16 protein-coding genes are annotated in these 24072 nt (G+C 43.7%); 11 read left to right on the top strand and 5 right to left on the bottom strand.

Features of this window, described 5'->3' with window-relative positions; translation table 11 throughout:
* The first annotated feature begins 55 nt into the window (after positions 1 to 55).
* Positions 56 to 1741 carry an extracellular solute-binding protein gene (locus tag MKX40_RS15185; protein WP_339242817.1) on the top strand — a complete coding sequence of 562 codons (1686 nt, stop codon included), beginning with the start codon at positions 56 to 58 and terminating at the stop codon, positions 1739 to 1741.
* Positions 1742 to 1910: 169 nt separating this feature from the next.
* Here the strand turns inward: MKX40_RS15185 and MKX40_RS15190 are convergent, their stop codons facing one another.
* The gene (locus MKX40_RS15190; RefSeq protein ID WP_339242819.1) at positions 1911 to 3551 is read right to left on the bottom strand and encodes a response regulator; all 1641 of its coding nucleotides are present in this window, start codon (positions 3549 to 3551) and stop codon (positions 1911 to 1913) included.
* A gap of 11 nt (positions 3552 to 3562) precedes the next feature.
* The gene (locus tag MKX40_RS15195) at positions 3563 to 5272 is read right to left on the bottom strand and encodes a histidine kinase (RefSeq protein ID WP_339242820.1); all 1710 of its coding nucleotides are present in this window, start codon (positions 5270 to 5272) and stop codon (positions 3563 to 3565) included.
* A 212-nt stretch (positions 5273 to 5484) separates the two neighbouring features.
* Here MKX40_RS15195 and MKX40_RS15200 point away from each other — a divergent pair, with 212 nt between their 5' ends.
* The 6 genes from MKX40_RS15200 to MKX40_RS15225 all read left to right on the top strand — a co-directional run bounded on the left by MKX40_RS15200 (position 5485) and on the right by MKX40_RS15225 (position 14811).
* Complete coding sequence (locus MKX40_RS15200; RefSeq protein ID WP_253442589.1) at positions 5485 to 6369, top strand: ABC transporter permease subunit; 885 nt, start codon at positions 5485 to 5487, stop codon at positions 6367 to 6369.
* A 15-nt stretch (positions 6370 to 6384) separates the two neighbouring features.
* Complete coding sequence (locus MKX40_RS15205) at positions 6385 to 7263, top strand: carbohydrate ABC transporter permease (RefSeq protein ID WP_253435956.1); 879 nt, start codon at positions 6385 to 6387, stop codon at positions 7261 to 7263.
* Positions 7264 to 7304: 41 nt separating this feature from the next.
* A complete protein-coding gene (locus tag MKX40_RS15210; RefSeq protein ID WP_339242822.1) occupies positions 7305 to 11762 on the top strand; it encodes a carbohydrate binding domain-containing protein in 4458 nt (1485 codons plus the stop codon).
* Positions 11763 to 11868: 106 nt separating this feature from the next.
* Positions 11869 to 11997 carry a DUF6254 family protein gene (locus tag MKX40_RS15215; protein WP_219845137.1) on the top strand — a complete coding sequence of 43 codons (129 nt, stop codon included), beginning with the start codon at positions 11869 to 11871 and terminating at the stop codon, positions 11995 to 11997.
* A 374-nt stretch (positions 11998 to 12371) separates the two neighbouring features.
* A complete protein-coding gene (locus MKX40_RS15220) occupies positions 12372 to 13670 on the top strand; it encodes an NCS2 family permease (RefSeq protein WP_339242824.1) in 1299 nt (432 codons plus the stop codon).
* A gap of 157 nt (positions 13671 to 13827) precedes the next feature.
* Entirely contained in the window at positions 13828 to 14811 is a 984-nt protein-coding gene (locus MKX40_RS15225) for an alpha/beta hydrolase (protein WP_339242827.1), read from the top strand.
* Positions 14812 to 14879: 68 nt separating this feature from the next.
* On the opposite strand, the gene MKX40_RS15230 is transcribed toward MKX40_RS15225, so the two are convergent.
* Positions 14880 to 16232 carry an MATE family efflux transporter gene (locus MKX40_RS15230; protein ID WP_339243086.1) on the bottom strand — a complete coding sequence of 451 codons (1353 nt, stop codon included), beginning with the start codon at positions 16230 to 16232 and terminating at the stop codon, positions 14880 to 14882.
* A 137-nt stretch (positions 16233 to 16369) separates the two neighbouring features.
* On the opposite strand from MKX40_RS15230, the gene MKX40_RS15235 reads away from it, so the two are divergent.
* A complete protein-coding gene (locus MKX40_RS15235) occupies positions 16370 to 17050 on the top strand; it encodes a TetR family transcriptional regulator (RefSeq protein ID WP_339242829.1) in 681 nt (226 codons plus the stop codon).
* 192 nt (positions 17051 to 17242) lie between these two features.
* Here MKX40_RS15235 and MKX40_RS15240 read toward each other — a convergent pair whose 3' ends face one another.
* The gene (locus MKX40_RS15240; RefSeq protein ID WP_339242830.1) at positions 17243 to 17647 is read right to left on the bottom strand and encodes a VOC family protein; all 405 of its coding nucleotides are present in this window, start codon (positions 17645 to 17647) and stop codon (positions 17243 to 17245) included.
* Positions 17648 to 18187: 540 nt separating this feature from the next.
* Here MKX40_RS15240 and MKX40_RS15245 point away from each other — a divergent pair.
* A complete protein-coding gene (locus MKX40_RS15245) occupies positions 18188 to 19417 on the top strand; it encodes a multidrug effflux MFS transporter (RefSeq protein WP_339242831.1) in 1230 nt (409 codons plus the stop codon).
* Positions 19418 to 19528: 111 nt separating this feature from the next.
* On the opposite strand, the gene MKX40_RS15250 is transcribed toward MKX40_RS15245, so the two are convergent.
* Positions 19529 to 20503, bottom strand: coding sequence for an HTH domain-containing protein (locus MKX40_RS15250; protein ID WP_339242833.1), 975 nt, complete (start codon positions 20501 to 20503; stop codon positions 19529 to 19531).
* A 104-nt stretch (positions 20504 to 20607) separates the two neighbouring features.
* Between MKX40_RS15250 and MKX40_RS15255 the strand changes: the two genes are divergently transcribed.
* Together MKX40_RS15255 and MKX40_RS15260 are read left to right on the top strand one after the other, a co-directional pair.
* The gene (locus MKX40_RS15255; RefSeq protein WP_339242834.1) at positions 20608 to 21087 is read left to right on the top strand and encodes a GyrI-like domain-containing protein; all 480 of its coding nucleotides are present in this window, start codon (positions 20608 to 20610) and stop codon (positions 21085 to 21087) included.
* A gap of 429 nt (positions 21088 to 21516) precedes the next feature.
* The gene (locus MKX40_RS15260; RefSeq protein ID WP_339242836.1) at positions 21517 to 23817 is read left to right on the top strand and encodes a stalk domain-containing protein; all 2301 of its coding nucleotides are present in this window, start codon (positions 21517 to 21519) and stop codon (positions 23815 to 23817) included.
* Positions 23818 to 24072: the final 255 nt, after the last annotated feature.

Consider the following 24072-nt stretch of genomic DNA (forward strand, 5'->3'; position numbering starts at 1 on the left):
ATTCATTCATTATGATTAACGTGTAAGCAACATTACATAGACTGGGGGAACGAAGTTGGACACAAGTAAAAAGAGACGCGTAGGCAGCTTGGTCATGATCGGTGTATTGGCCCTATCCGCAGCCTTGAGCGGATGCAGCAGCGGAAACGACAAACAGACAGAAACGAGCGCACCGGCGACAACGTTGGAGCTCAAAGATGGGAAGTATGATCCACCCGTATCTATTACGTATTTACGGCCATGGGGACCAGATGTGAAGTTCAAGCCCGGTGAGGATCAGGATAACAACGTGCATACCAAATGGGCTAAAGAGAAGCTCGGGATTGAGCTGAAAAATCAGTGGATCTCACCATCCACCAACAATGCATTCGAGACCAAGCTGCGTCTATCACTTGCTTCCAATGCGGAAATGCCGGATATCATTTCGTATCGTGGCGAATTCAATCTGGTACGTGAATTGATTGAGTCCGGAAAATTTGTCGATGCGGGCGAGTTATTTGACCAATATGCAAGCGATACATGGAAAGCAGCCGTAAACGAAGATCCTTCTGTATGGTATCCATACATGCAAGATGGAAAAAGAATCGGTATTCCCATTCTGGACTATGCCTATAACGGCGATCCCGTCATGTGGATCCGTGAAGACTGGATGAAGAAATTCAATCTGGAAGCACCTAAAACGATAGATGATCTTGAAGTTATTATGGAAACGTTTACGAATCAAGATCCGGATGGTAATGGGAAACAGGATACCTACGGACTGACCATTGGTTTCAAGAACTGGCTGAACACATGGATGTCAGAAGCTGGATGGGTATTCGGCGCTTATGGTACCATGCCGAACCAATGGAATCTGACGGCAGACGGCAAACTTGAATACGGTTCGGTTACACCGGGTGCGAAGCAGGCTTTGGCCAAGTTACAAAGCTGGATGAGCAAAGGTTATATCCCGGAAGAAGCCGGCGTGTATGACGAGACGAAAGCTGCTGAAGAATTTACTGCTGGAAAAGCAGGTATTGTGGTAGGTCCTCACTGGATGCCATCCTGGCCGCTGGAGGATGTGAAGAAGAATAATCCTGATGCTGAATACAAGGCGTATCCGATTCCTTCCGGTCCGGATGGTCAGGCAGGAAGACATGGTACGTCGAACGGAAACGGCGTAGTTCTGATTAACAAAGACATGAAGAATCCGGAAGCCTTTTTCACCTATCAGAACTATCTCTTTGATCACTATGCGAATCCTAAAGAGGGCGATGAGTTCGAACATGGATTTGCAGAAGGATACGATTGGGTTATGGTCGATGGTAAACCATCAACTGATGCAAGTCTGACGGGCGGTTATGCTCCCGAGAAGTACACTTTAACGTTTGACGGAGCGCGAATTCCGAATCTGAGCATGACAACTCTGGCGAAGCTGGCAAGCGGTGAAGAACCAACTACGCCTTTCGAGAAAAAGATCAAATCAGGTGTACCTACACCTATGCTTGATGCAGCCAAGATTGTATTGGATCAAAAGGACATCGTGTTCAATCAAATGTTTACCGGTGCACCTTCCATGACGATGCAGATGAACAATGATATTTTGACGAAGATGGAGAAAGATACCTTCTCCCAAATTGTATATGGCAAAACCTCCGTGGATGCATTCGACTCCTTTGTTGAGAAGTGGAAATCTTCAGGCGGAGACCAGATTACAAAAGAAGTAAACGAGTGGTATGAGTCCGTGAAAAGCGGAAAATAGGACGAGCACAGCGCCGCGAACATGAATTCGATGCGGTGCAGGGCGGCGCAGTAACAGAAGCAACATAAAGGCATTGCAGGAGAGCAACTCCCGCAATGCCTTTTGTTATGCAATATGAATATGGGTAAACGGTGAGTTGACTTGAACGTCAAGTCCGGTCTGAGTCTCCTTAAACCGGCAGATTTTCCCGATATTCCTGTGGTGTAAGATCATAAAATTTCTTGAAAACCCGAATGAAATATGCGGTATTGTTGTACCCGACAAGTTCTGCGATCTCAAACACTTTGGCGGTAGATGTTCGCAAATGATAGGCTGCTTTCTCCATTCTTAATCGGTATACGTATGCTGTAAGTGCTTCACCGGTCTCCGCTTTGTATACCTTGGACAGGTATACCGGATGAAGATGCACATGGTCAGCAATGGCAGGCAGAGATACATCTCCAGCCAGATGAAGGTCAACGAAACTTTTGACGCTGCGTACAATGGTGCTGTGATTGTCTCTAAGCTCTTGTTCAGCATCATCTCTTATGTAATGAAGTGTGCGTATGGACCAGTCCTGTAATTGCTGAGCAGTGGAGTAACTGGGAGCTTGAAAATAGCGATAGGAGTCTGCTGGAATCAACGAAGAGATTTGTTTGCCATTTTTATGAATGATGTACGCAAACGCACCCGCAATAGCAAAATACACCTCAAAGGTCGACTCCGCTATATCATGATGTTCATTGGAATGCAGCAGTTCTTCAAAAATATGCTCGATTTTCTGTTCCACATCCTCAAACCGCCCAGCTTCCAATAGGCTGATTAACGTTGGCGGCTGATAAAGTGACCTGATCGTATGTAGAGGGTTAGCGTCTGTTTCATCGGAAGCAGTGACAAACAATCCTTGAACTTGCCCCATCCGTTTACGCATGGACATAACGGCCCGCTCATAAATTTCTCCTATTTCGTGAGGGAACTTGCCCCAGTTAGAGACAGAAATCGAGATCGCACCCTTCAAGTATAACTTAACATTCGTTTGAATCTGGGCAGCATACTGCTCAAGCAGGGTCTGAGGTGTCTCGTTCCTGCTATAGCTCATCGTTGTGGAGTGCTTCATGCTAACCAGAACAACAATGTAATCGTGAACGTCTCGTGTGTGCCAGATATGAAAATGATTATGCATCACTTCACTAATGATATTACATATCGCATATTCCATTAGGGCCAGGTCACCGTGTGCCATTTCAGATAGATGTTTCTCCATGCGAATAACCAGCATACCCAGGTCTTCACCTATGGAGTAGGGAAGCTCCAGCAGATCAAGCTTGTCTGCCAGTGTCTTCGGATCATAGACTTTTCCAGTCAGCAATTCATGCAGCATTGTGGATTGAAGCAAGGGCAGGTGATCCTGAAAGGCGTGTAAAGCTCGTTGATGGGAGGCTGCCGTTTCCCACTTTTCTTTAATTCGATGAACGAGGCGTTGGACCGTTTCAATAAGATCTTCATCGCTAACCGGTTTTAGCAAGTAATCAAAGCTTTCCTGGGCAATAGCCTGTTTTGCATATTCAAAATCAGCATGACCTGATAACAGAATCGTCTGTACATGGGGCCATTTTTCATGAATCGCTGTAATAAGCGCTATACCTGACATTTCGGGCATTCGTATATCTGTAATGACAATGTCAATGTCGTGGTTTTCCATGATTTCCAACGCTACCGAACCGGATAAGGCTTCATGTACTGTGCCAATCCCGCAGCTTTCCCACGGAATGGTCTCGGCCAGCGTTTCCACGACTGATCGTTCATCGTCCACTAGTAATAATTGCAGCATGATTTGCTCACCTACTTGTTAGTATTGTCGTGCCATACGATGTTAACTTTGATCCCACCTGATTCAGAATGATCATAGGCCAGTCCTGATCCATCACCATAGAGAAAAGACAAGCGTTGGTGGACATTCCATGTGCCACATCCCATGTTCTCATCCAGCGGTTTGGTAAGATTATTCCTTAATTGTTCAAGCTGTTCATCAGACATGCCAAGCCCGCTATCCTCCACTGTAATCGTGTACACATCATTCTCGCAATCGGCATAAATTTTGATCTCACCATTCTCGGATCTGGGTTCCAAACCATGAATAATAGCATTCTCAATAATAGGCTGAAGGGTCAGTCTGGGAACTGTTTTATCCAAAATAGCATGGGGGACGTCGATTGTAAAATGCATTCGTTCCAATCGCAGTGACTGAATTTCCAAATAATTTTTGACCATCGTCAACTCTTCCCGAAGCGTGGCTTGATCCTTTTCAGACCTGGTTATGTATCGGTAATACTCTCCCAGATTAAGTGCCATGGCTACCACAGCTTTCTCATTTTTCATTCGGGCCATGTTCTTGATATAGAAGAGACAGTTATAGAGAAAATGCGGATTAATCTGCGATTGAAGCTGTTTAAGCGTGGCTTCGCGACTTCTCAATTTTTCCTCGTATACATTCTCGATTAACTCTTGAATTCGTTGTGCCATGATGTTGAAACGTGCAAATAAAAGACTAAATTCATTCCTCGCCGTATGATGCAACCGAACGGAAAAATCCCCGGTGGATAAACGATTCGTTCCTTTGACTAACTGTAGAAGTGGAAGTTGCACACTGCGATAGAGTGTATACAGCACAACAACACTCATCACGATCAGAACCGCAATTGAAGCGTAAAAGAGATTCCGGCTGCTCGTAATCGGTTTTAATATTTGCTGCATGGGAACATAGTCAACATAGTACCATCCGAGGCTTTTGGATTGAATGTAAGAGACGTAATATTCCGTCTTGTTCAATGTTGTGCTGAATCCACCACTGGTCTTCAGATCTGCTTCTTTCAGAGAGGGCAGGATGGCCTTCAAGGTATCCTTTCCGGAGCTATTACTGATTAAACCATAATCCGGGTGGAACATAAACGGATCACCCTTATTGTTTAACTTGTTTTGATTCAGCAGTGCGGTTAAATGGTAATCCGGAAAACTGATTTTGGTAATTAACCGAGCTTTGCCGGGTTTCGCCATCGCTGTCGTTGGATCGGTCGTATACCAGATAAACTGATGATCGGCATAGGTCCACGACTGGGACAGCGGCTCCGTGAATTCGTTATCCCTATAGGGAATATAGGCATAATAATCCGTTGATATCACTTTCTTCATCCGGGGGAAGTACAGCGTAATCGTCGAGTGCCATTTACTCGCTGCGTTATACAGATTCATCTTCTCCAGAATGGCGCTTCCGACTTTTACACGTTCATAAGGTACGTCCTTGTAGTCGGGACGTTGATATTCCTGAATACTGGAATCTTGTCCAATAGACATTCCATATAATGACAATTGGTATATATTGGATTCTACTGAATCCGCAAACGTCGAAAGATGATTCATCGTGTTGTTCTGAATCTCATGTTCGATAACTCTTACGCTTTCCCGGTTCGAGTACGTGTAGAGAAACAATACCAAAATAAGCAGCATCACAAACAACAATGTAATTTTGGTAAAGACATTCATGCGTGTGAGCAAAGTTCAACCTCCTTAATCTCATTAAAATAGTGATATCGTTGTTGCAATATTAGGATATAGATCGCAAATTTCCATTGCTATAATTTTAATATACAAGTTCACGATGACTTGTAAAATATAAATTTTAGAACATGGGGGATGCAGGAGTGAAGGAACATACGTTAGAAACGCCGCATAAACGGCGCTCCACCAGGGTCAAACAGCGCTGGAATATGCAACGGAATTGGACCTTGCATATGATGCTCGTACCAGCCGTATTGCTGGCACTGGTGTTTCAGTACATACCGATGGGCGGCATTGTAATTGCTTTTCAGGATTTTAAGCCTTACTTGGGATTTTCTGAATCCAAATGGGTTGGTTGGGACAATTTTAGATATTTATTCTTATATCCGGATGTAGGTCAGGTGATCTGGAATACACTAGTCATTGCATTTTTCAAAATCATCGCTGGACTGTTCGCCCCATTTTTGTTTGCCATTTTGCTCAATGAAGTTCGCTTGACGGCATTCAAAAGAGTGAGTCAAACGCTTGTGTATCTGCCGCATTTCCTATCATGGGTTATTCTCGGTGGGATTCTGCTCGACATCCTGTCTCCTCAGGGCGGCATGGTGAACCAGCTTGTCGTAGCCTTTGGAGGAGAACCAATTTTCTTCCTAGGAGATGGTACATGGTTCCGTATTACGCTAATCGTCAGCGATGTATGGAAAGAATTTGGTTTTGGTACGATCGTATTTCTGGCTTCTCTATCCGGAATCAATCCTGCGCTCTACGAGGCTGCCGAGGTGGATGGAGCCAACCGTTTCAAACAGACGCTGCACATTACAATTCCAGCATTGATGCCAATCACAATTGTATTGATGACGCTCTCTATCGGCAATATCCTGAACGCCGGATTTGATCAGGTGTTCAACTTGTACAATCCACTTGTGTATGACAAAGGCGACATCATTGACACCTTTGTATATCGACTCGGGATCTTGAACGGGAAGATGAGTTTTGCCACAGCAGTGGGGTTATTCAAATCAGTGGTAGCTACCATTTTGATTGTTATATCGTACAGAATGGCTTACAAACTGGCTAATTATCGAGTTTTCTAGAGAGGAGAAAAGGGCTTGTATTATAAAACAAAAGGATACCGCATATTTAGCATCGCTAACTATACTTTTCTTGGGATATTATCGTTACTCTGCATTTTACCAATTATTCATATATTGGCTGTTTCATTCAGCAGTATGGCGCCGGCATCATCGAATCTGGTCAGCTTCTGGCCCATTGGTTTCACAACGGACGCTTATGTGAAAACCTTCGGAAATTCAAATTTCATCAACTCGCTTCTGGTGTCTCTTAAACGGACTGTGCTTGCCACGATCATCGGTATGGTCATCATGCTCATTACCGCATTTCCGTTGTCGAAGGAAGATATCAGCTTTAAAGGTCGCTCGTTGTATACATGGTTCTTTGTATTCACCATTTTGTTCAGCGGCGGTCTGATTCCCAGTTACATTCTGATTCAGAAGCTTGGTCTGATGAATACGATCTGGGCGCTTATTCTGCCCGGCGCGCTGTCCGTGTGGAACGTCATTCTGATGATGAACTTCTTCCGTGGTCTGCCGAAAGAACTTGAAGAAGCAGCCTATCTGGATGGAGCAGGTCATATCAAAACGTTGATTCTGGTCTACGTCCCACTGTCGCTACCGGCAATCGCAACCTTGTCTTTGTTTACAATGGTGTATCAGTGGAACTCCTGGTTCGACGGAATGATCTACATGTCTGATATTAAAAACTATCCGCTTGCTTCTCTGTTACAGACTATTATTGTTCAGCAAGATCTCAGCAAAATCAACGTGGATCCTTCCATGTTGGAGAATATCTCGCAGCGGACCGTACGCGCAGCACAGATCTTTATCGGTGCGCTTCCGATTCTGATGGTATACCCGTTTTTACAACGTTTCTTCGTAAAGGGAATTGTTATTGGAGCAGTCAAGGAATAGCTAGACTATGCAAGGATAACTGAGCTGAGGGAGGAAGTAAGATGAGAAGAGGACTGGCATGGTTGGTCGCATCAAGTTTAATGGCTTCACTTGTTTATCCAGCAACTGCTGGAGCAGAAAGTGTAAAGGGTCAAGCGGAGGTGGGAAATGTGCAGGCGAAAAGCCTGCACTCCTCTGTTCCCTATACAGACCTCACCGGGCATTGGTCACAATCTGCAGTTACACGGTTGCAAGAGTTGAATGTATTGAAAGGTTATACGAACGGTACATTCAAGCCTAATCAGGAAATTAGCCGAGCTGAATTCGTTATGATTTTGGATCGGGCCTTTGGTTTCACGGGTAAAGCGACGATTGATTCGTATGCGGATATGACTTCAGACGATTGGTACTATGATGTAATGGTACGAGCGAATGGTTCCGGCATCATCGAAGGCACAGACCGTAAACATCTCTCACCGCAAAAACCGATTACCCGCCAAGATGCAGCGGTTATGGTAGATCGAGCGTTTCAGCTTTCAACGATTACAGGTGAAGATAATGAACGATTGGAATTTCAGGATGCAGATGATATTTCCAGTTATTCAAAGAAAGCGCTTACCTATCTGGTGAAAGAAAATATTTTAAATGGCTTCCAAGGTAAATTAAATCCGAAATCTCCGATTACACGAGCAGAGACAGCGGCCATGTTGTCGGCGATGATTACCGATCTGAAAAGTGCTCCTGGTATATATGAGTCCCGGGTGGATGGCAACTTGATTATTAAATCGACGGATGTCACGTTAAAAAATATGATCGTCAATGGAAATCTTCTGCTGGCAGAAGGAATAGGTGAGGGTTCTGTGGTGCTCCAAGGCGTAACCGTTACAGGAAGTGTCATCATTAAAGGCGGAGGCAGTCATTCCATCGACATTAGCAACTCCAAGTTGAATCGAGTGGTCGTTGACAAACGGGGTGAACCCGTCAGAGTTGCCATTGCGGGAGAAAGTAACATTCAGGATCTGCATGTCATGCAAAAATCCATTCTGGAAATCTCTTCAGACAGCCTCATTAATTCTATGAATATTCATGCAGAAGCGACTCAGACCCGAGTGGATACCAAAGGTACGATTCAACAATTAAGTGTTGATGCGAATGATGTTGTTATTAATGGAGAGAAAGTGAAACAAGGTTTGCGTACATCCATGGCAGGGGAAGTTCAGCAACCTGCATCGTCACAGCCTGGGGATTCTACGAGTGTGGCAAACACGCCAACGCAATCTGCTCCAGGAGGGCAAACACCATCCAACCCATCGACACCAAGCAATCCTGCGGGTGAAAAACCGGTGCCTGCTACAACGATTCCGCATGATCAATGGGAACTGGTCTGGAATGATGAGTTCAACGGGCCTGCGATTGATGCCTCCAAATGGACCGTGCAGGATACAGGTCTGGTTTATAATAATGAAATGCAGTATTACAGCCCGGATAACACTCGTATTACGAAAGATCAGAACCGAAGCGTATTACAGATTGAAGCGAAAAAAGGTCCGAAAAATGGTAAGGATTACAGCTCTGGCAAACTGATCTCTATGGGAAAAGGCGACTGGACCTACGGTAAAGTGGTAGTACGTGCGAAGCTTCCTATTGAAAAAGGCATGTGGCCTGCCATCTGGATGATGCCTACGGATGAAGCACATTATGGCGGATGGCCGGCATCTGGTGAGATCGACATTATGGAGCTCATTGGTGGCAATGAGAGTAATAACAAGGTATATAGCACATTGCACTATGATAGTGTGAAGCCTGATGGTTCCCATGGACATGATCAGGGAAGCCTTACTCTTCCGGAGGGAGAAACGTTTGCTGACGATTATCATGATTTCCAGGTGGAATGGTTGCCGGGCATGATCCGCTTTTATGTAGACGGTAAACTGCATCATGAAGTGACTAACTGGCAAACCAAGGCCGCGGGCCAACCTGAGTATTATACGTTCCCTGCACCATTCGATCGTCCATTCTATCTGATTCTGAATCTGGCAGTTGGCGGAGACTGGCCGGGCTCCCCTGAGAGCGACTTCACTTCTGAAACGATGAATGTTGATTTTGTACGTGTGTACTCTTATAAGAATCTCAACACATGGCCTGATGTAACAACCAATCCCATCGAGCCTGTACAACAGCGTGAACCACAAGCCGATGGCAATCTAATCTACAATGATCGTTTTACGGAAGGGTCTGAAGAAAATGGAGTGCCTCTACAGTGGAAATTTATTACGAATGCTGACGGAGCGGGCAGTGTGCAAGTTGTAGAGGATGAGCAGAAAGGCAAAGCAGCACAAGTTAGTATTGATGCATCAGGGACTGAGAACTATTCGGTTCAACTTACTCAGATGCCCATGTACATGAAGAAAAACAAAAAGTACAAGATACAGTTTGATGCGAAGGCTTCTGCTAACCGCACGATTATGTCCAAAGTGAACCAATTCGAAAAGAGTTGGACGAATTATTCGGGTGATAACACCTTTGAACTCACGACTGATTGGCAATCCTATGACTATACCTTCAATATGCGGGATGGATCAGATAATAATGCCAGATTCGAATTTAATTTGGGATTGGATGATAAAACCGTTTGGCTTGCCAATGTTCGACTGATTGAAGTGGGTGAGGCTGATCCATTAGTTGTAGAACGAAATACACTGCCTGATGGCAATTTCATCTACAATGGTACATTTGATCAAGGTAAAGAGCGTCTGGGATTCTGGTCAAGCAACATTCAGGAAGGTGCAAAGGCTCAGATCGGTGTAAATAACTTCTTGAAATTCCCGATTATGGAGCGTCAACTGGTTGTGGATGTTACGCAGACAAATGGTGAACCACAACAGGTTTCGGTGAACCAACCGGAGTTGCAACTGGAGGCGAATTCAACGTATGGATTCTCCTTTGATGCCAAGGCAAATTCACCACGAAGTATGGATATCGATCTTGTCAGCAGTAATGGGCATACGGTGCAGGTTCATCAAGGACAAAACCTCTCATTGAACCAAGAAATGAAAACGTATACCGGAGAGATCATTGTTGGAGATGGACCAGCAATCGCACAATCCGAACTTAGACTGTTATTCGGAAGTTCCAACGGCAAGGTATATGTGGACAATGTGCGTCTGACCAAACGAGGCAAACCGCTGTCCGTGAATGGCTACGCACATATCCCTGCAACCGAAGCCTGGGAAATGCAGGGCTTGCAACTGGAGGACTCCGTAGAAGGCGGCAAACATGTCAGTTACATGGATCAGGGAGATCTGCTGCAATATAAAATTGATGTGGCCCAAGAGGGGGAATATGTACTCTCTGCCCGAATGGCCAGTGGTAAAAGTGATTCTGAAGTACGATTCAGCATTCAGGATGAACAAGGTACAATCGTTGCTCAGTCCGAAGTGAATCTCGGAGACACGGGGGGATGGCAAACATACAAAACTGTGTATTTCCCAGGGTTCAACTTGGCAGCAGACAAATCCTATTATGTGAATTTTGAAGGAGCAAATTATAATACCCGTTGGGTGGATATCTCACTAAACAAAGTTCAAAACAGCCAGCTTGCAACAGATCTGAATCATTGGGAGCTAATTCCTAATGATCTGACAGCTTCACATAAAGAGGGCGAAGGATTAACGATCAACTTGCCTGGTACAAGTGAACATTGGTGGGATGCATTGCTGCAACAAGGTGAGATCGAACTGGATGCAAATAAATCATATCGACTTACCTTCGAGGCATCTGCTTCCAGTCCTAAATCTATGCAAGCGGTCCTTTCTCAGAATGCAGGGGATTTTGTGAAGTATTTCGAAGAAGAAGTGGAATTAACTTCTGATCCACAGTCGTATAGTTATACCTTCACCATGGGAGATACTTCTGATTCGGGAGCCGTACTTGCATTCGGACTAGGATATCCGTTACCTGCAGGTGAACACTCGATTAACATCCATAACATTCAGTTATATGAAGTTAATCCGAATGCAGATCAAGGAGGGCAACCAGCTCATGTTAATCTTATTTCCAATGGAGACTTCTCCAAAGGTAAAGACAGTTGGTTTACCTACGCGGATGGTAATGCAGCTGATCTTGAGATGCAAGTTAGCAATCAACAGCTTCTTGCCAAGATTGGTAATGCTGGACAGAACCCCTGGGATCGTCAAGTCATCAATGAAGGATTTGGCATACAGCAAGGTTTTAAATACAAATTAACGTTTAAAGCCAAAGCAGAGAAGTCCAGAAAAGTGGGTTTGGGAATTGGATGGGTCGACGCAGCTGCCAACTATGAATGGCATGGATTCTTTGGGGCACGAGTTGATTTGACTCCAGAAGAACAGGAGTTCACGTTTACATTTGATGCAACAGAAGCCAGCTATGCGAATACTCGCATCTCATTTGATCTGGGTAATATCGATGGCGCAGAAGACGGTAACACAACTGTCTCTTTGTCCGATGTCAGCTTGATTAATCTGGGTCCTGCCAATTAGCTTCTACTCTCATCCTCTTAGTAGCTAAAACGTAGAATAAAGTTGCCTTATAGTGACATCATAAAGAGGTAGTACACATCTCAGTTTCCAGAGGAGGATCTCTTTTATGGCTGACCAGAAGAAACGAAAAGAAGCTGCCTGGAAGTCACGAAAGCAAGAACAGCATCCCCATGGTAAAATCAAATCGCTAAAAGAATTATCCAGCGAGTATGAAGAGAAACCTACTACGAATTAAACGAAAGACTGCCGGTGAACATTGCTGGCAGTCTTTTTATATGTTGTAAACATGGAGCGCTAAGTGTATACACTATGTCCTAAAAAACGAATGAACATAAGATATAGTATATATATAGTTCGTAAATAACTGTGAACAAATCATCAAATCGTTGACATTGCATGTTATTTTAATTAGAATACGAAATGGACTTCAGGTTAAAACAGAGATGAGTATCTTTATGTTTCGTTTTTATGTTTCGTATAGAGCATAGCTGTTAAATCTTTAATCCTAACGACGAATATGGGAGCGTTAATAATACAATCCTATATGAAGATTAGGATTTTTTGTTTTTAGCTTGGAGTATAAATTGAAAGTTGGAGGCTGGCTTTAGCATGGACAATTGGTTCAAACTAAAAGAAAGAGGTACGAGCATTCCCACAGAGATTATCGCGGGGATTACAACATTCTTTACAATGGTATACATAGTGATCGTAAACCCAGGTATACTTAGCAGCACGGGCATGGACTTTAACGGAGTATTCATAGCAACGGTACTGGCAAGTATTGTCGGAACCCTGATTATGGGCATATGGTCCAATTATCCCATCGTCATCGCGCCGGGTATGGGACTGAACGCATTCTTTGCATATAGCGTCGTTGCCGGGTATGGCGTGTCTTGGCAGGTTGCACTGGGAGCGGTATTTATCGCAGGGATTTTGTTTATTATTTTATCGCTTACTTCATTCCGTTACATGTTGCTAGATGCCATTCCTGCAAGCTTAAAACATGCCATAACCGCAGGGATCGGATTGTTTATTACAACGGTAGGTCTTCAAAATGCCGGCATTATTGCCGATTCGGAATCGAATTTGATTACAATCGGCAACCTGGCTGAGCCAATGGCTTATCTGACTATTATCGGATTGATTATTACCGTTGTGCTGATGGCTTACAAAGTGAAGGGTTACCTGTTCATCGGCATGGTGGTTACAGCGATACTTTCCTGGATCATGGGACTATTCCAAATGCCGGAATCCATTGTATCCATGCCGCAAGGCCTCTCGTCAACGGCTTTGCAACTGGATCTGGCAGGTGTATTCTCGAATGGTTTGTATACAATCATATTTACGTTCCTGCTAATCACACTGTTTGATACGACGGGCACGATGCTCGGCGTTGCCGAACAAGCAGGATTGCTGAAGGAAGGTAAATTTCCACGCTCGCGTGGCGCACTATTGGCAGATGCCGTAGGAACAACCAGTGGCGCTTTGCTCGGAACAAGCCCAACCTCAGCTTACATCGAGTCGAGCACAGGGGTGGCTGCAGGAGGAAGAACGGGACTGACGGCGGTAACGGTAAGTGTGCTTCTTGCTCTGACGTTGTTCTTCACACCGATCGTAAGTGTAATTTCAAGCATTCCGGCGATCACTTCTCCGGCACTGATCATTGTTGGCTACTTTATGATTAACGTTATCAGCAAAATCAAATGGGATGATCTCGAAGAAGCATTTCCTGCCTTCCTGATTATCATCCTTACTCCGCTCACGCATAGTATTGCAACAGGGATTGGCGTAGGCTTTATCTTCTATCCAGTACTCAAGTTGCTTCGTGGCAAAGGTAAAGATGTTCATCCAATCTTCTATATCTTTGCAGTATTGTTCTTCATTCAGCTTGTATTCCTGGACCACTAAAAATGGTCTAAACCCTAAAGAGAACTGCTCTAACAAGCAGTTCTCTTTTTTTGCAGTTCATATTCCGTTCATATTCCCGTCACGAAGGGGACATCTTACATGGTTACACTATATCTATGCCGCAAGAGCGGCTCTACAGATATAGAGACAGGAGAAGATGGATGTGGGAAAAACAGTGGATATAACAACAACGGGGACTAAGGGCCGCAAAAAACGGAACTTATGGTTAAAAATAATTGGAGGTATTGTCGGCGCGCTGGTGCTGTTTATGGGTATCACGTTTGTTGTTCATACCATCAGTAATGGTATTGAGAAAAAGAAAATTGAATCATATGGCCAATATGTTAATGTCGATGGAAAAAAAATGAATGTATCCATTCAAGGCAGCGGTGAACAAACGATTGTGCTTTTGCCTGGGCAAGGAACCCCATCACCAGTGATTGACTTCAAATTGTTAATCGATGAATTAACTTCTGATTACAGAGTTGTAGCAATCGAACCTTTCGGTTATGGATTAAGTGACCAAACCGATTCGGAGAGAACAACGGAGAATATCGTCAGTGAAGTTCATGAAGCTGTACAACAGCTTGGGATTAACCGCTACATTTTGATGGGCCATTCCATCACGGGACTATACGCAGCGACGTATGTGAACACGTATCCGGATGAAGTTTCCGCTTTTGTCGGGATCGACAGCAGTGTTCCGAATCAACCTGGGATGGATGTTAAATTACCTTTGAACTTAATGAAATTTCTTAAACAATCAGGCCTGATGAGAGTACTTGCAAAAGTAAGCGGTGATTCAGATGCTTCACTTGCATACGATGAACATACCAGAGAACAGATGAGGTTGATCTCGAATCAAGTCTCAACTAATCCGACAATGATCAATGAGCTGGAACACTTGGGTTCCAATTTCAAAAATGGAGAAAACCTCACTTACCCTCGTGATATGCCAATGCTTTTATTCGTTCAATCCAATAACGAGCATAATCCACAATGGATTCCGCTGCACGAAGAGCAAGCGAAACAATCTGCACAGGGCAAGATGATCCCGATGGAAGGTTCACATTACCTGCATCATACGAAATATAAAGAGATTGCTGAAGAGTTCAAATCTTACATGAAACAACTCCAATAGAGATTGATCATTGTTGAACTGCGGTACCGAAATGGGTACCGTAGTTTTTTCTGATACAAGCAGCAAAATTACTGAACCAATTGTGCCATATCCGGCTGTAATTTGGTTCGCAAAGCATATAACATGATGGCCCCTACAAGAAACGCGACGGCATCCGCAATAACAAGTGACCAGATCACTCCATGAAATCCATTCAGTTGATTTGCGATATACAATACAGGAATCAGCGTAATTCCTTGAATGATGGACATCACAAAAGCGGCAGTTCCTTGGGCTGTAGCTTGGAAAATTCCAATAAACAACGAAGTCAATCCTGTAATAAACAAGGATAAGAAGGTCACATGGAGAATGTAGCTACCCATTTCAATTAATTGTGGATCAGTCGTAAATAAACCAATCAAGTGGTCAGAAATCAGATAAACGATAACGCCGAACAGGACAGCCAGGGCCAGAATCGCTTTAATCGTGAATCCAATGGTTTGTTTCATGCGTAATTTGTTCGCTGTAAATGAGAAGGCAATCAACGGCACGACTCCCTCGCACAGACCCATCAGAATAAACTCAGGAAACTGCAACAAACGCGATGAAATCCCATACCCTGCAATGGCCTGATCCCCATATTCGACAAGAAAAAGGTTAAGAATAAGCGACATGGCACCCAAGAAAACACTCATAACAAAGACGGGAACTCCGATTTTGAACACATTGCTCACAATCTCCTTGGTAACCTTGAACCATTTCAAGGAGACAGTTAAGAACGGGCTCTTATAACTGATGTGGAAAGCGTAGAATGCACTTGCAACCATGTTGGAGATGACTGTTGCAGATGCGACACCAATCACGCCCCAATGGAACACAAATATGAATAGCGCATCAAGAATAATATTCACCACAACACTGAGCATCATGCCGATCATTGACGTGATTGCTGAACCTTCTGAGCGCACGATATTCTCCAACGTGAAAAACAAGATGACAAATGGAGAACCGATAAGCATGATTGTGACATACTCTTTCGTAAATCCGAAGGAGTCGGGCGTTGCCCCCAGCCCATGAACAATAGGCCCGATCAAAGGGAGACCAACAGCTAGTACGATAATTCCAAGAACTAAACTGCTGTAAAAGGCAAATGAAGAGACATGCTTCAGATCATCCACTTTTTTCTCACCCAACAAACGAGAGATGAATGTGCCGCTACCTATGCCTATTAAGTTGCCTAGCGCCATAATGACTGCGAATAATGGCAACGTTAGGGCGAGCGCGGTTAACATGGCCGTATTGCCCAATGTACCAAGGAAATAGGCATTCAAGATGGAATAGATGACACTCATTGACGTGCCCAGCATCATTGGGACAGCGAAGTGAGCTACAGCTTTGGCGATTGGTGCTTTTTCAAAGTAATGGAGGTTTTCTGCATCCATGTGGATCACTACTTTCATCATTAATTTTTGATTCAATCTAACACCGTTAGATTGAACCTTACAGTGTTAGATGTTATCATGAACTTATGAACCTGTAAAGCATAAACTTACACTGTTAGATTAAAGGGCGGATAACGATGAAAAAACAACAGCCTCAGATTTCAGAAGATAAGATCTTGGAAACCTCGTGGGAGCTTTTGGGCGAAGAGGGTATTGAGAAATTCAGCATGAGGCGTTTGGCAGACAAGCTGGGCATTCAGGCTCCATCTCTATATTGGTACTTCAAGAGCAAGCAGGCACTTTACCAGCGGTTAGCCAACCAGATATCCAAAATTATTTTGGATGAATTTCAGACTGATGGGAACTGGAAGGAACAGATGGAAGGGCTTGCGATAACTGTACGGAATGTACTCAGCCGATACCCGTGTTCTACCCAGCTCATGATGATGACACTACCCCACGAACCGGACATGATCCGGTTCACCAACCGCATATTGCTCTGCATGGAATCGACGCCACTTGAGCAAGAACAAAAACTACAGGCAGTACTCACGCTTGTGAACTATGTGTTTTACTTCGTTCTGGACAATTACCAGCATCAGCGTAATATCTCTGCTGTTGTTAAGGACAACGAGGAACTTCAGGGTGAAGAGATGATTCACCTTCTGGACGCCATGGGTGAGAAGGAAGCTGGAATATTCAGCAGGATGTATAAGAGCGGTATGTTTGAGGTGATGGGAACTGACGGAGCGTTCGAGTTCGGCTTGAAGCTTATATTGTTGGGGATCGAACAAGTGGTCAAGGAGCAGGAGAAGTAGGTGTGTGAAGCAATGGAGACAGTAACGAGGATTACTGAGTGGTAATTAGATAGGTAAAATAACAAAGAATGATAACAACAACCTGCTAAAACAGTGGTTAGTTGGTGTTATCATTCTTTGTTGTTCGAGGATCAAGATGATGATTCTATCGGAAGCTGCAACGCCAGTGATTTTAAAAAGGTTACCGACAATTTAATTACCCTTCGGCATTTTGCTCTCATCCATATACAGCAGGTTCCATCGGTGACCGTCCAGGTCGGCAAATCCTGCGCCATACATCCAGCCATCCGTTTCACCCGGCTTGCCAAAGATGGTTCCTCCGGCAATCTCTACTTTTCGAATAAAAGCATCAACTTCCTCTTTGCTGTCAGCACCAATGGAAAATATAACTTCTGCGCTGTGAGAAGTATCTGTGATTTTTGAACCTGTAAATTTCTCAAACGCTGCATCTGGAAACAGCAGAATCGTTGTTTGGCCAATGACAAGTTGGGCTCTCTCGTTACCAACATTCTTCCCATGGAATCCAATCTCATTGAAAAAGGTAGTGGATTTCACAACGTCTTTCACCGGCAGGTTAATCCAGATATTTTGTGACATGGCTGCAGCCTCCTAGAGTATATTTTGAACACTCTTACTATACTCTACTTAAATCCATAATTACATAATCGGGTACATGCGATTATGTAAGAGTTAGAAATAACCGGTATAATGAAGGACCGATTTATCCAACGAAGAGGAAAGCACCTGGGAGAGTTTATTGATAAAGATGGAATTACAGTCAAGGTATCAGGTACACAGACGTATGATACAAGTCACCAGATTATGCACTGGGTCACGTTCCGTGATTGGATCAAACATCAATATTCGGACTGGGATAAAACACCGTTCAATCCTTTATCTCCTTCGATCATTAGTGTTTGTCGAAAAAAACATAGTGTCTGAAACAAACAATCCCGGAATATTCCTCCGAATGGTTCTAATTAGTGTTACACAATTTAATAATCTTCCATCCAAAGTCGCTTAATTAGCGGCTTTTTTTGTTTTAGTAACCTCAAGACTTGACCTACAGTTAACTCTATGTCTTATACTCCGATTAGGCTTGCAAAATTATATGAGGAATTGGAGATTTTATTTATCATGGCGAAGAGCACGAATTGGAATGTTTTTGGACTCGCAATACTACTAGGTTTATTTTCTACATTAGGTCCATTTACGATTGATATGTATTTACCGGCTTTCCCGGAGATTGCACAAAATATGAATACAACGGCATCACTTGTACAATTTAGTCTTACTGCTTGTTTGTTAGGACTAGGTGTAGGACAACTCGTGATGGGTCCTTTGAGTGATGCGTACGGTAGACGGAGACCATTGTTGATCTGCATGGCAGCCTACATTATTTGTTCCTTGGCATGTGCGTTTGCTCCGAATATCGGACTATTAATTTTGTTTCGTTTCACGCAAGGATTTGCCGCATCAGCAGGAATTGTCATTTCCCGTGCGATAGCTAGAGATCTATATAGTGGACATGAGCTCACTAAATTTTTCTCTTTGCTGTTGCTTGTAGGGAATTTGGGGCCTTTGGCAGCACCGATTGCGGGAAGTGGCATTCTTTCCTTCACGACATGGATTGGCGTGTTTATCTCGCTTTCATTCCTGGGAGTTTTCTTATTGATCATGACCAAGTGGAGCTTAAAAGAAACACACCCGGCCGAAAGACGTATGGTTCCCGACTTCAAACAGCAATTGGGTAATTACAGAATGCTTCTGCGTGACCGCACGTTTGTTGGCTATATGCTCGCACAGGGAATCATGACGGCAGGGGTCTTTGCTTATGTAGCAGGAACACCTTTTATTTACCAAAATATATATGGTGTTACGCCCACAGTATTTGCTATATTGTTTGCTTCGAATGGAATCAGCTTGATCATCGGTTCTCAAATTGTGGGTCGATTGGCCAAACGTATCCCTGAGCAAACGCTTCTACTATCCGGGCTATGGCTTGCTTTAATAGCAAGTGTCGCGGCTTTGGTGGTAACTTTGGTTCATGGTCCACTTTTCGCTTTGGTCATTCCATTGTTCTTCTTCGTTTGCTCAATCGGTATTACGTCTACAGCTGCATTCCCATTGGCTATGGAAAGTCAAGCTAAGATGGCCGGAAGTGCTGCAGCACTGCTCGGCGTTGTTCCTTTTCTACTGGGTGCATTGGTTGCTCCTCTGGTCGGGATCGCAGGTGAGGACACTGCCGTCCCGTTAGGACTCACTTTGTTAATGACCAGTGTCATTGCCATTGTTACTTATTTTCTACTCGTTAAAAAAATCTCGCAGCATACACCTAATCATGCCCAGTCTAATGCTGACTTTTAATATAGAAGGAACAGCTCGCCAAGGATTGGCGTGAGGCGTGAGGCATAATGAATATGATTCCATTACAAGTCGCTAACATAGCGGCTTTTTTTGGTTTTTCGTACTGAGCGCTCACTGCTTCAACTGGTATAGGTTTAATCTCTCTTGTACAGCGTTCAGGACTTCCTCCGGAACTTCCTTGACTTTGATATCTTCGCCTAGAAAAAGCAACCAATTGGTGATTTCAGTTAATTCGTCTATGTTATGAACGTTCATAAATGCCTTTAGAAGGGCTGTAGTTTGGTACGGATTCGTATAGGCAATTGAAAACTTTAAAGGATGGTACTTTTTATATTGGGCAATCGCCTTTGGGCCAAGCTCCAGAACAAGGTTGATGACCTCTTCCTCCGCATTTCGTTTTAGTTGTTCTACAATCTTTTTCGTACTCCGTCTGTTTTTCGTTGGGTATGCTTCTACACGGATGAGGTTGTCGACAGATACGATTCGTCTATTTTCTTCCTCCAAGTCAAACCCTTCAATGATCCAATGGCCTTTTTGATGATGAAGGTGTAAGAGCACGATGGGATAGGACTTTGTTTTTTTCTCTTCTTGGACAGTAACTAACAAATAACGTTCGATAAGAAGAATTTGGATGAGTTTCTCCAAGATAGGGTGGGGCAGGTCTGACAGATCTAACAAGTCTGGATTATGGGGATTGGTCCCCTCAAAAAGCAATATTTGATTCAGATGCACAAGGTCATCTTGCTGATTCTCTGAGATAAGGCCCAACAATTTTTCAGCCAAAGATTGACGACTCTTCAGATAAGGAAGCTGTTGATTTCTTGTCGCCATAAAGGCAATGAATAACGCTTTGATTTCATTATCGGTAAAGCGGACTGTGGGCAGGAGGGAGTTGTTCATAACAAAATAACCGCCATCTCGCCCAACTTCAGCGACTAGTGGCATTCCCATCGCTTCAATTTCTCTGATATCGCGAATGGCTGTCGAACGGGAAATGTTAAATTCTCGCATGATTTCAGAGATGGTAAAGTGGGCACGGTTATTGATATACCGCGTGATGATATTAATGCGTTCTACTCTTTTCATTGGGCCCCCTAAACAGTATCATATTCTGACATGATTTAAGGTTATTATAAACCCATCAAGTGAAAACACAAATTAATTGAAAATTAAAAGAGGATGGTGTAACAATGAGTAATTATCATTTTGAAGAAAAAGACAGCTTTATCGTATTAGGAATTGGAACAGAGCTTAAGAGTGACTACACAGACTATGCTGGCATCAGCAAGGAGAAGGCGGATTTTTGGTCCACTGTGAGGGAGGATGGAAGCCTGGACACATTAAAGTCTCTGGCTACTAATGACTATATTTTTGCTGTAAACGAAGCGGTGAATAACAAAATGATGCATTATGCTGGCGTCATGACAGAAGAATCTCTGCCAGAAGCAACGAGAATAATTCAATTTCCTAAGGGAGAATACCTGGTTGTAACGGGCGAAGCAGAGACGGCAGAAGCGCTCAGTAATATGCTTACTGGCATTGCCTTTGGTCAAGCCCTCCCCGCAGAAAAGGATTACGTCTATGTTGGCGGACCCAATGCAACGGTTGAAATGGGACAGAAAAACGGTTTGGTATATGGTGAAATGTGGATTCCTGTAGTACGGAATTAAAGAGCAGTAGATCATAAGGTCCGAAACTATTTGAAGTGCACCCATTAGAATGGACATTGGTTAACCCACGGTTGATCCGATGAAATTCTACGAGGTGCACTTTATGCGTTGACGGAGACTCACATCAATTTCGCTATCAGGTTCCATCTTAACCGTAAGTTTTCTTTTAATTTGTTGATATTCGCTTCATACGTGAGATAGTTCAGTAGTTTGCTAGAAAGACATGGATTATGTTGTGCAAAATCAAGATGATTATTCAAAAGAGGCTTTTTATTCAAGAACTTATAACCAAAGTTTGAAAGATCGTTTTCAAAATCCATAATTTTCAATTGATTTAGAAACTTTTCCCTGAATCTAGCGTCTAATACTATGAGTTTTTGAGGGGTTGTAAATAAATTACTAGAGAGTAGAAGGAGCCAAAGACAACGCATGAATATGAAGAAGAAATTATCCATTTTTACCGCTTTAGCCGTTTTTCAGGCATTTGCAGTTGGTTCTGTGAATGCGCAATCAACACAGCAAGGTGACACCACGTCAGTAAACACGGCAAACGTAGAATCCGTAGAGGTGTTAAAACAAGAGCAGCCAATTGCAGAGCGTGAAGTGAAGACAGAGAGCAATAACAAATCGATCAGTACTCCATCCTCTGAAGCCAAGGAAACTAAAACCTCGACTGGCGATCAGGCAACAACCAAAACAGATAGTGAGAAACCTGCATTGGATGGGGAAGAAGCCACTACTGACGCAACGGGCACGAAACCTGAGGTTCAAGAGGAAGTGCCTGAGAAGGTTGAAACGCCAGCTACGCCAGCAGAAATAGAGCAACCATCCATTGACGGGACGTCTCCTGTAGCAGCAGGTGGTAATCTGACGTTATACATGAATAGCAACAAAATGGAGCAGGATGGAAAAACGTATCTTGCTGGCCAGCCCATGGCTGTCAAAAACGGTGTATCCTATGTTGCCATTCGTGCGCTGGTTGACCGTGTGGGGTACGGGGTCAAATACGATAACAAAACCAAGGAAACCATCATTATTAGTGGTGACGATGAACTCCGATTCAAGACGAACAGCAAGGACTACACGGTAAATGGAGAGACCAGAACGATGAAAGGCCCTGCTTATCAGCAAAAAAATACGTTCATGGTGCCGTTAACTTCCATCACTCAAGCCCTGAACATCACCTATAAAGTGAATCAGTCAGCCAAGACGGTTGTGCTGAATCTGAATACGAAACCTGTTGCAAGCTTCACCATTACCCAAAAGGAAATCTTTGCAGGCGATACAGTGGACTACGTAACTTCAAACAGTTCACCCAATGGATTGGATATCGTTGACGAACGCTGGACAGGTCGCCAGGATTCATTTGATCAAGCAGGTACATATACGATTTCATATCAAGTACAGGATGCCAACGGCCAATGGAGTGATCCTTACTCGATTACCATTGAAGTTATGACTCCTAATCTTCCTCCTGTAGCCATGTTTGCCACGGATAAAGAACAATATAAAATGGGCGAAAAAATAACATACACCGACCAAAGCACAGATGATGAAAATAATATTGTCAAAGCTGTGTGGGAGAACAATCCACTTGCTTTCTTTGAACCGGGTCCAAAAACGGTAACACTTACGGTTACTGATAATCATGGCGCTACAAACACGTACTCCAAGGTGATCACCATAACCAATGAGACCTTATATTCATTTACCGACTTCAATTTACTCTTCACGCCAGTAGGACAGAAATTCACCTTTAACGGCGGCGAAGTGACTACAATGGAGAAAGTGCCATATACGTATATGGATGAGCCAAGTTTGCTGATCCGCAGTAACAGCCCGGAAACGGTGAATACGGAAGGCATCGTGTATAAAGAATCATCTTCGGGACAGACCCGTTTCATGATTCACCACGTGAACAATACAGGCAAACGAGTAAAAATGTATGTGATTGCAACCAATAACAACCCGAATCCGGCTGTATTCGAACAGCAGAATATGGGCTTTGCTGGACCTACACCGTATGCTACTGTAGCCGGGAAATTGTCTATTGATAAATGGTTCAAGTCAATTCAGACCGGAGCGGATCAAAAGAAAGAGTACCTTCAACCTGGGGAAAGCAAATTGATTTTGACCGAACTTAATAAAACGCCGATGAAAGAAGGACAAGTCATCTCACTCTATTCGGATGCATATAGTGATTATTCCTTAGACTATAACGTTATCCTGGTGGAAGAAAATAAAGATCCGTTCGAAGCGTTGCCATTGCTTCCCGTGCTTGATCGTGACGGAGTGCATAACCGTGGTACGTATCCGAACGCGACTCGCATCATAAAGTACGATGAGCACGTGGGACTCAAACCGGCCCGTCTGCCACTTGGTGACAATTCAAGCGATCCCAATCTGGTAGGAACAGATCCGATGGCCTACACAGATGCATCCAACGCGGGTAATTTCGGCGTATTGTACAAAATCACGCTGACCAATGTTGCACCGCGTACGCTTATCTCCTTTAACCCTCGTGGAGGAAAGTACTCCGGAGTAGCGCTGGTGAACAACCAGTTGGTATCGATTGCCGAAGGCAACGTTGCCGTTGCCAATTCAAGTGAACAAAGCGTTCTTTACCGCACCGGATCAATCGGAGAGAGCGTAACGATTCTGTTCTCAGCCGCGCCAGGAAGCAACCTGCCGGTCAATCTGCTCTTTACACCGCTCCCATCGGAGAAGTAAGGTAGTTGTCTCTTATAACGAATGCTTTGTGCGATGCGTTAATCATCGACAGAAAAGACTCCATATGGGGTCTTTTCTTTTCATAAGGCAATATGAAGATGTACGTAATGGACACAATCAAAAAGTCATATATGGCACCGCTATTTCTACTTAGGAGGAATCCATTCCGATGAATGTATTAGGGATTATATAATCAATGATCAATACAGCCAAGATAAGCGCAGCTCATGGACCAGAAAAATATTGATGGGAGCG

It is taken from the genome of Paenibacillus sp. FSL R5-0517 (assembly GCF_037974355.1).
GTDB lineage: Bacteria > Bacillota > Bacilli > Paenibacillales > Paenibacillaceae > Paenibacillus.

Coding starts and splice junctions, on each gene's coding strand:
- MKX40_RS15190 (WP_339242819.1), bottom strand. CDS start 3,551: ATGCTGCAATTATTACTAGTGGACGATGAACGATCAGTCGTGGAAACG.
- MKX40_RS15200 (WP_253442589.1), top strand. CDS start 5,485: ATGCAACGGAATTGGACCTTGCATATGATGCTCGTACCAGCCGTATTG.
- MKX40_RS15210 (WP_339242822.1), top strand. CDS start 7,305: ATGAGAAGAGGACTGGCATGGTTGGTCGCATCAAGTTTAATGGCTTCA.
- MKX40_RS15215 (WP_219845137.1), top strand. CDS start 11,869: ATGGCTGACCAGAAGAAACGAAAAGAAGCTGCCTGGAAGTCACGAAAG.
- MKX40_RS15220 (WP_339242824.1), top strand. CDS start 12,372: ATGGACAATTGGTTCAAACTAAAAGAAAGAGGTACGAGCATTCCCACA.
- MKX40_RS15225 (WP_339242827.1), top strand. CDS start 13,828: ATGGATGTGGGAAAAACAGTGGATATAACAACAACGGGGACTAAGGGC.
- MKX40_RS15230 (WP_339243086.1), bottom strand. CDS start 16,232: ATGGATGCAGAAAACCTCCATTACTTTGAAAAAGCACCAATCGCCAAA.
- MKX40_RS15235 (WP_339242829.1), top strand. CDS start 16,370: ATGAAAAAACAACAGCCTCAGATTTCAGAAGATAAGATCTTGGAAACC.
- MKX40_RS15240 (WP_339242830.1), bottom strand. CDS start 17,647: ATGTCACAAAATATCTGGATTAACCTGCCGGTGAAAGACGTTGTGAAA.
- MKX40_RS15245 (WP_339242831.1), top strand. CDS start 18,188: ATGGCGAAGAGCACGAATTGGAATGTTTTTGGACTCGCAATACTACTA.
- MKX40_RS15250 (WP_339242833.1), bottom strand. CDS start 20,503: ATGAAAAGAGTAGAACGCATTAATATCATCACGCGGTATATCAATAAC.
- MKX40_RS15255 (WP_339242834.1), top strand. CDS start 20,608: ATGAGTAATTATCATTTTGAAGAAAAAGACAGCTTTATCGTATTAGGA.
- MKX40_RS15260 (WP_339242836.1), top strand. CDS start 21,517: ATGAATATGAAGAAGAAATTATCCATTTTTACCGCTTTAGCCGTTTTT.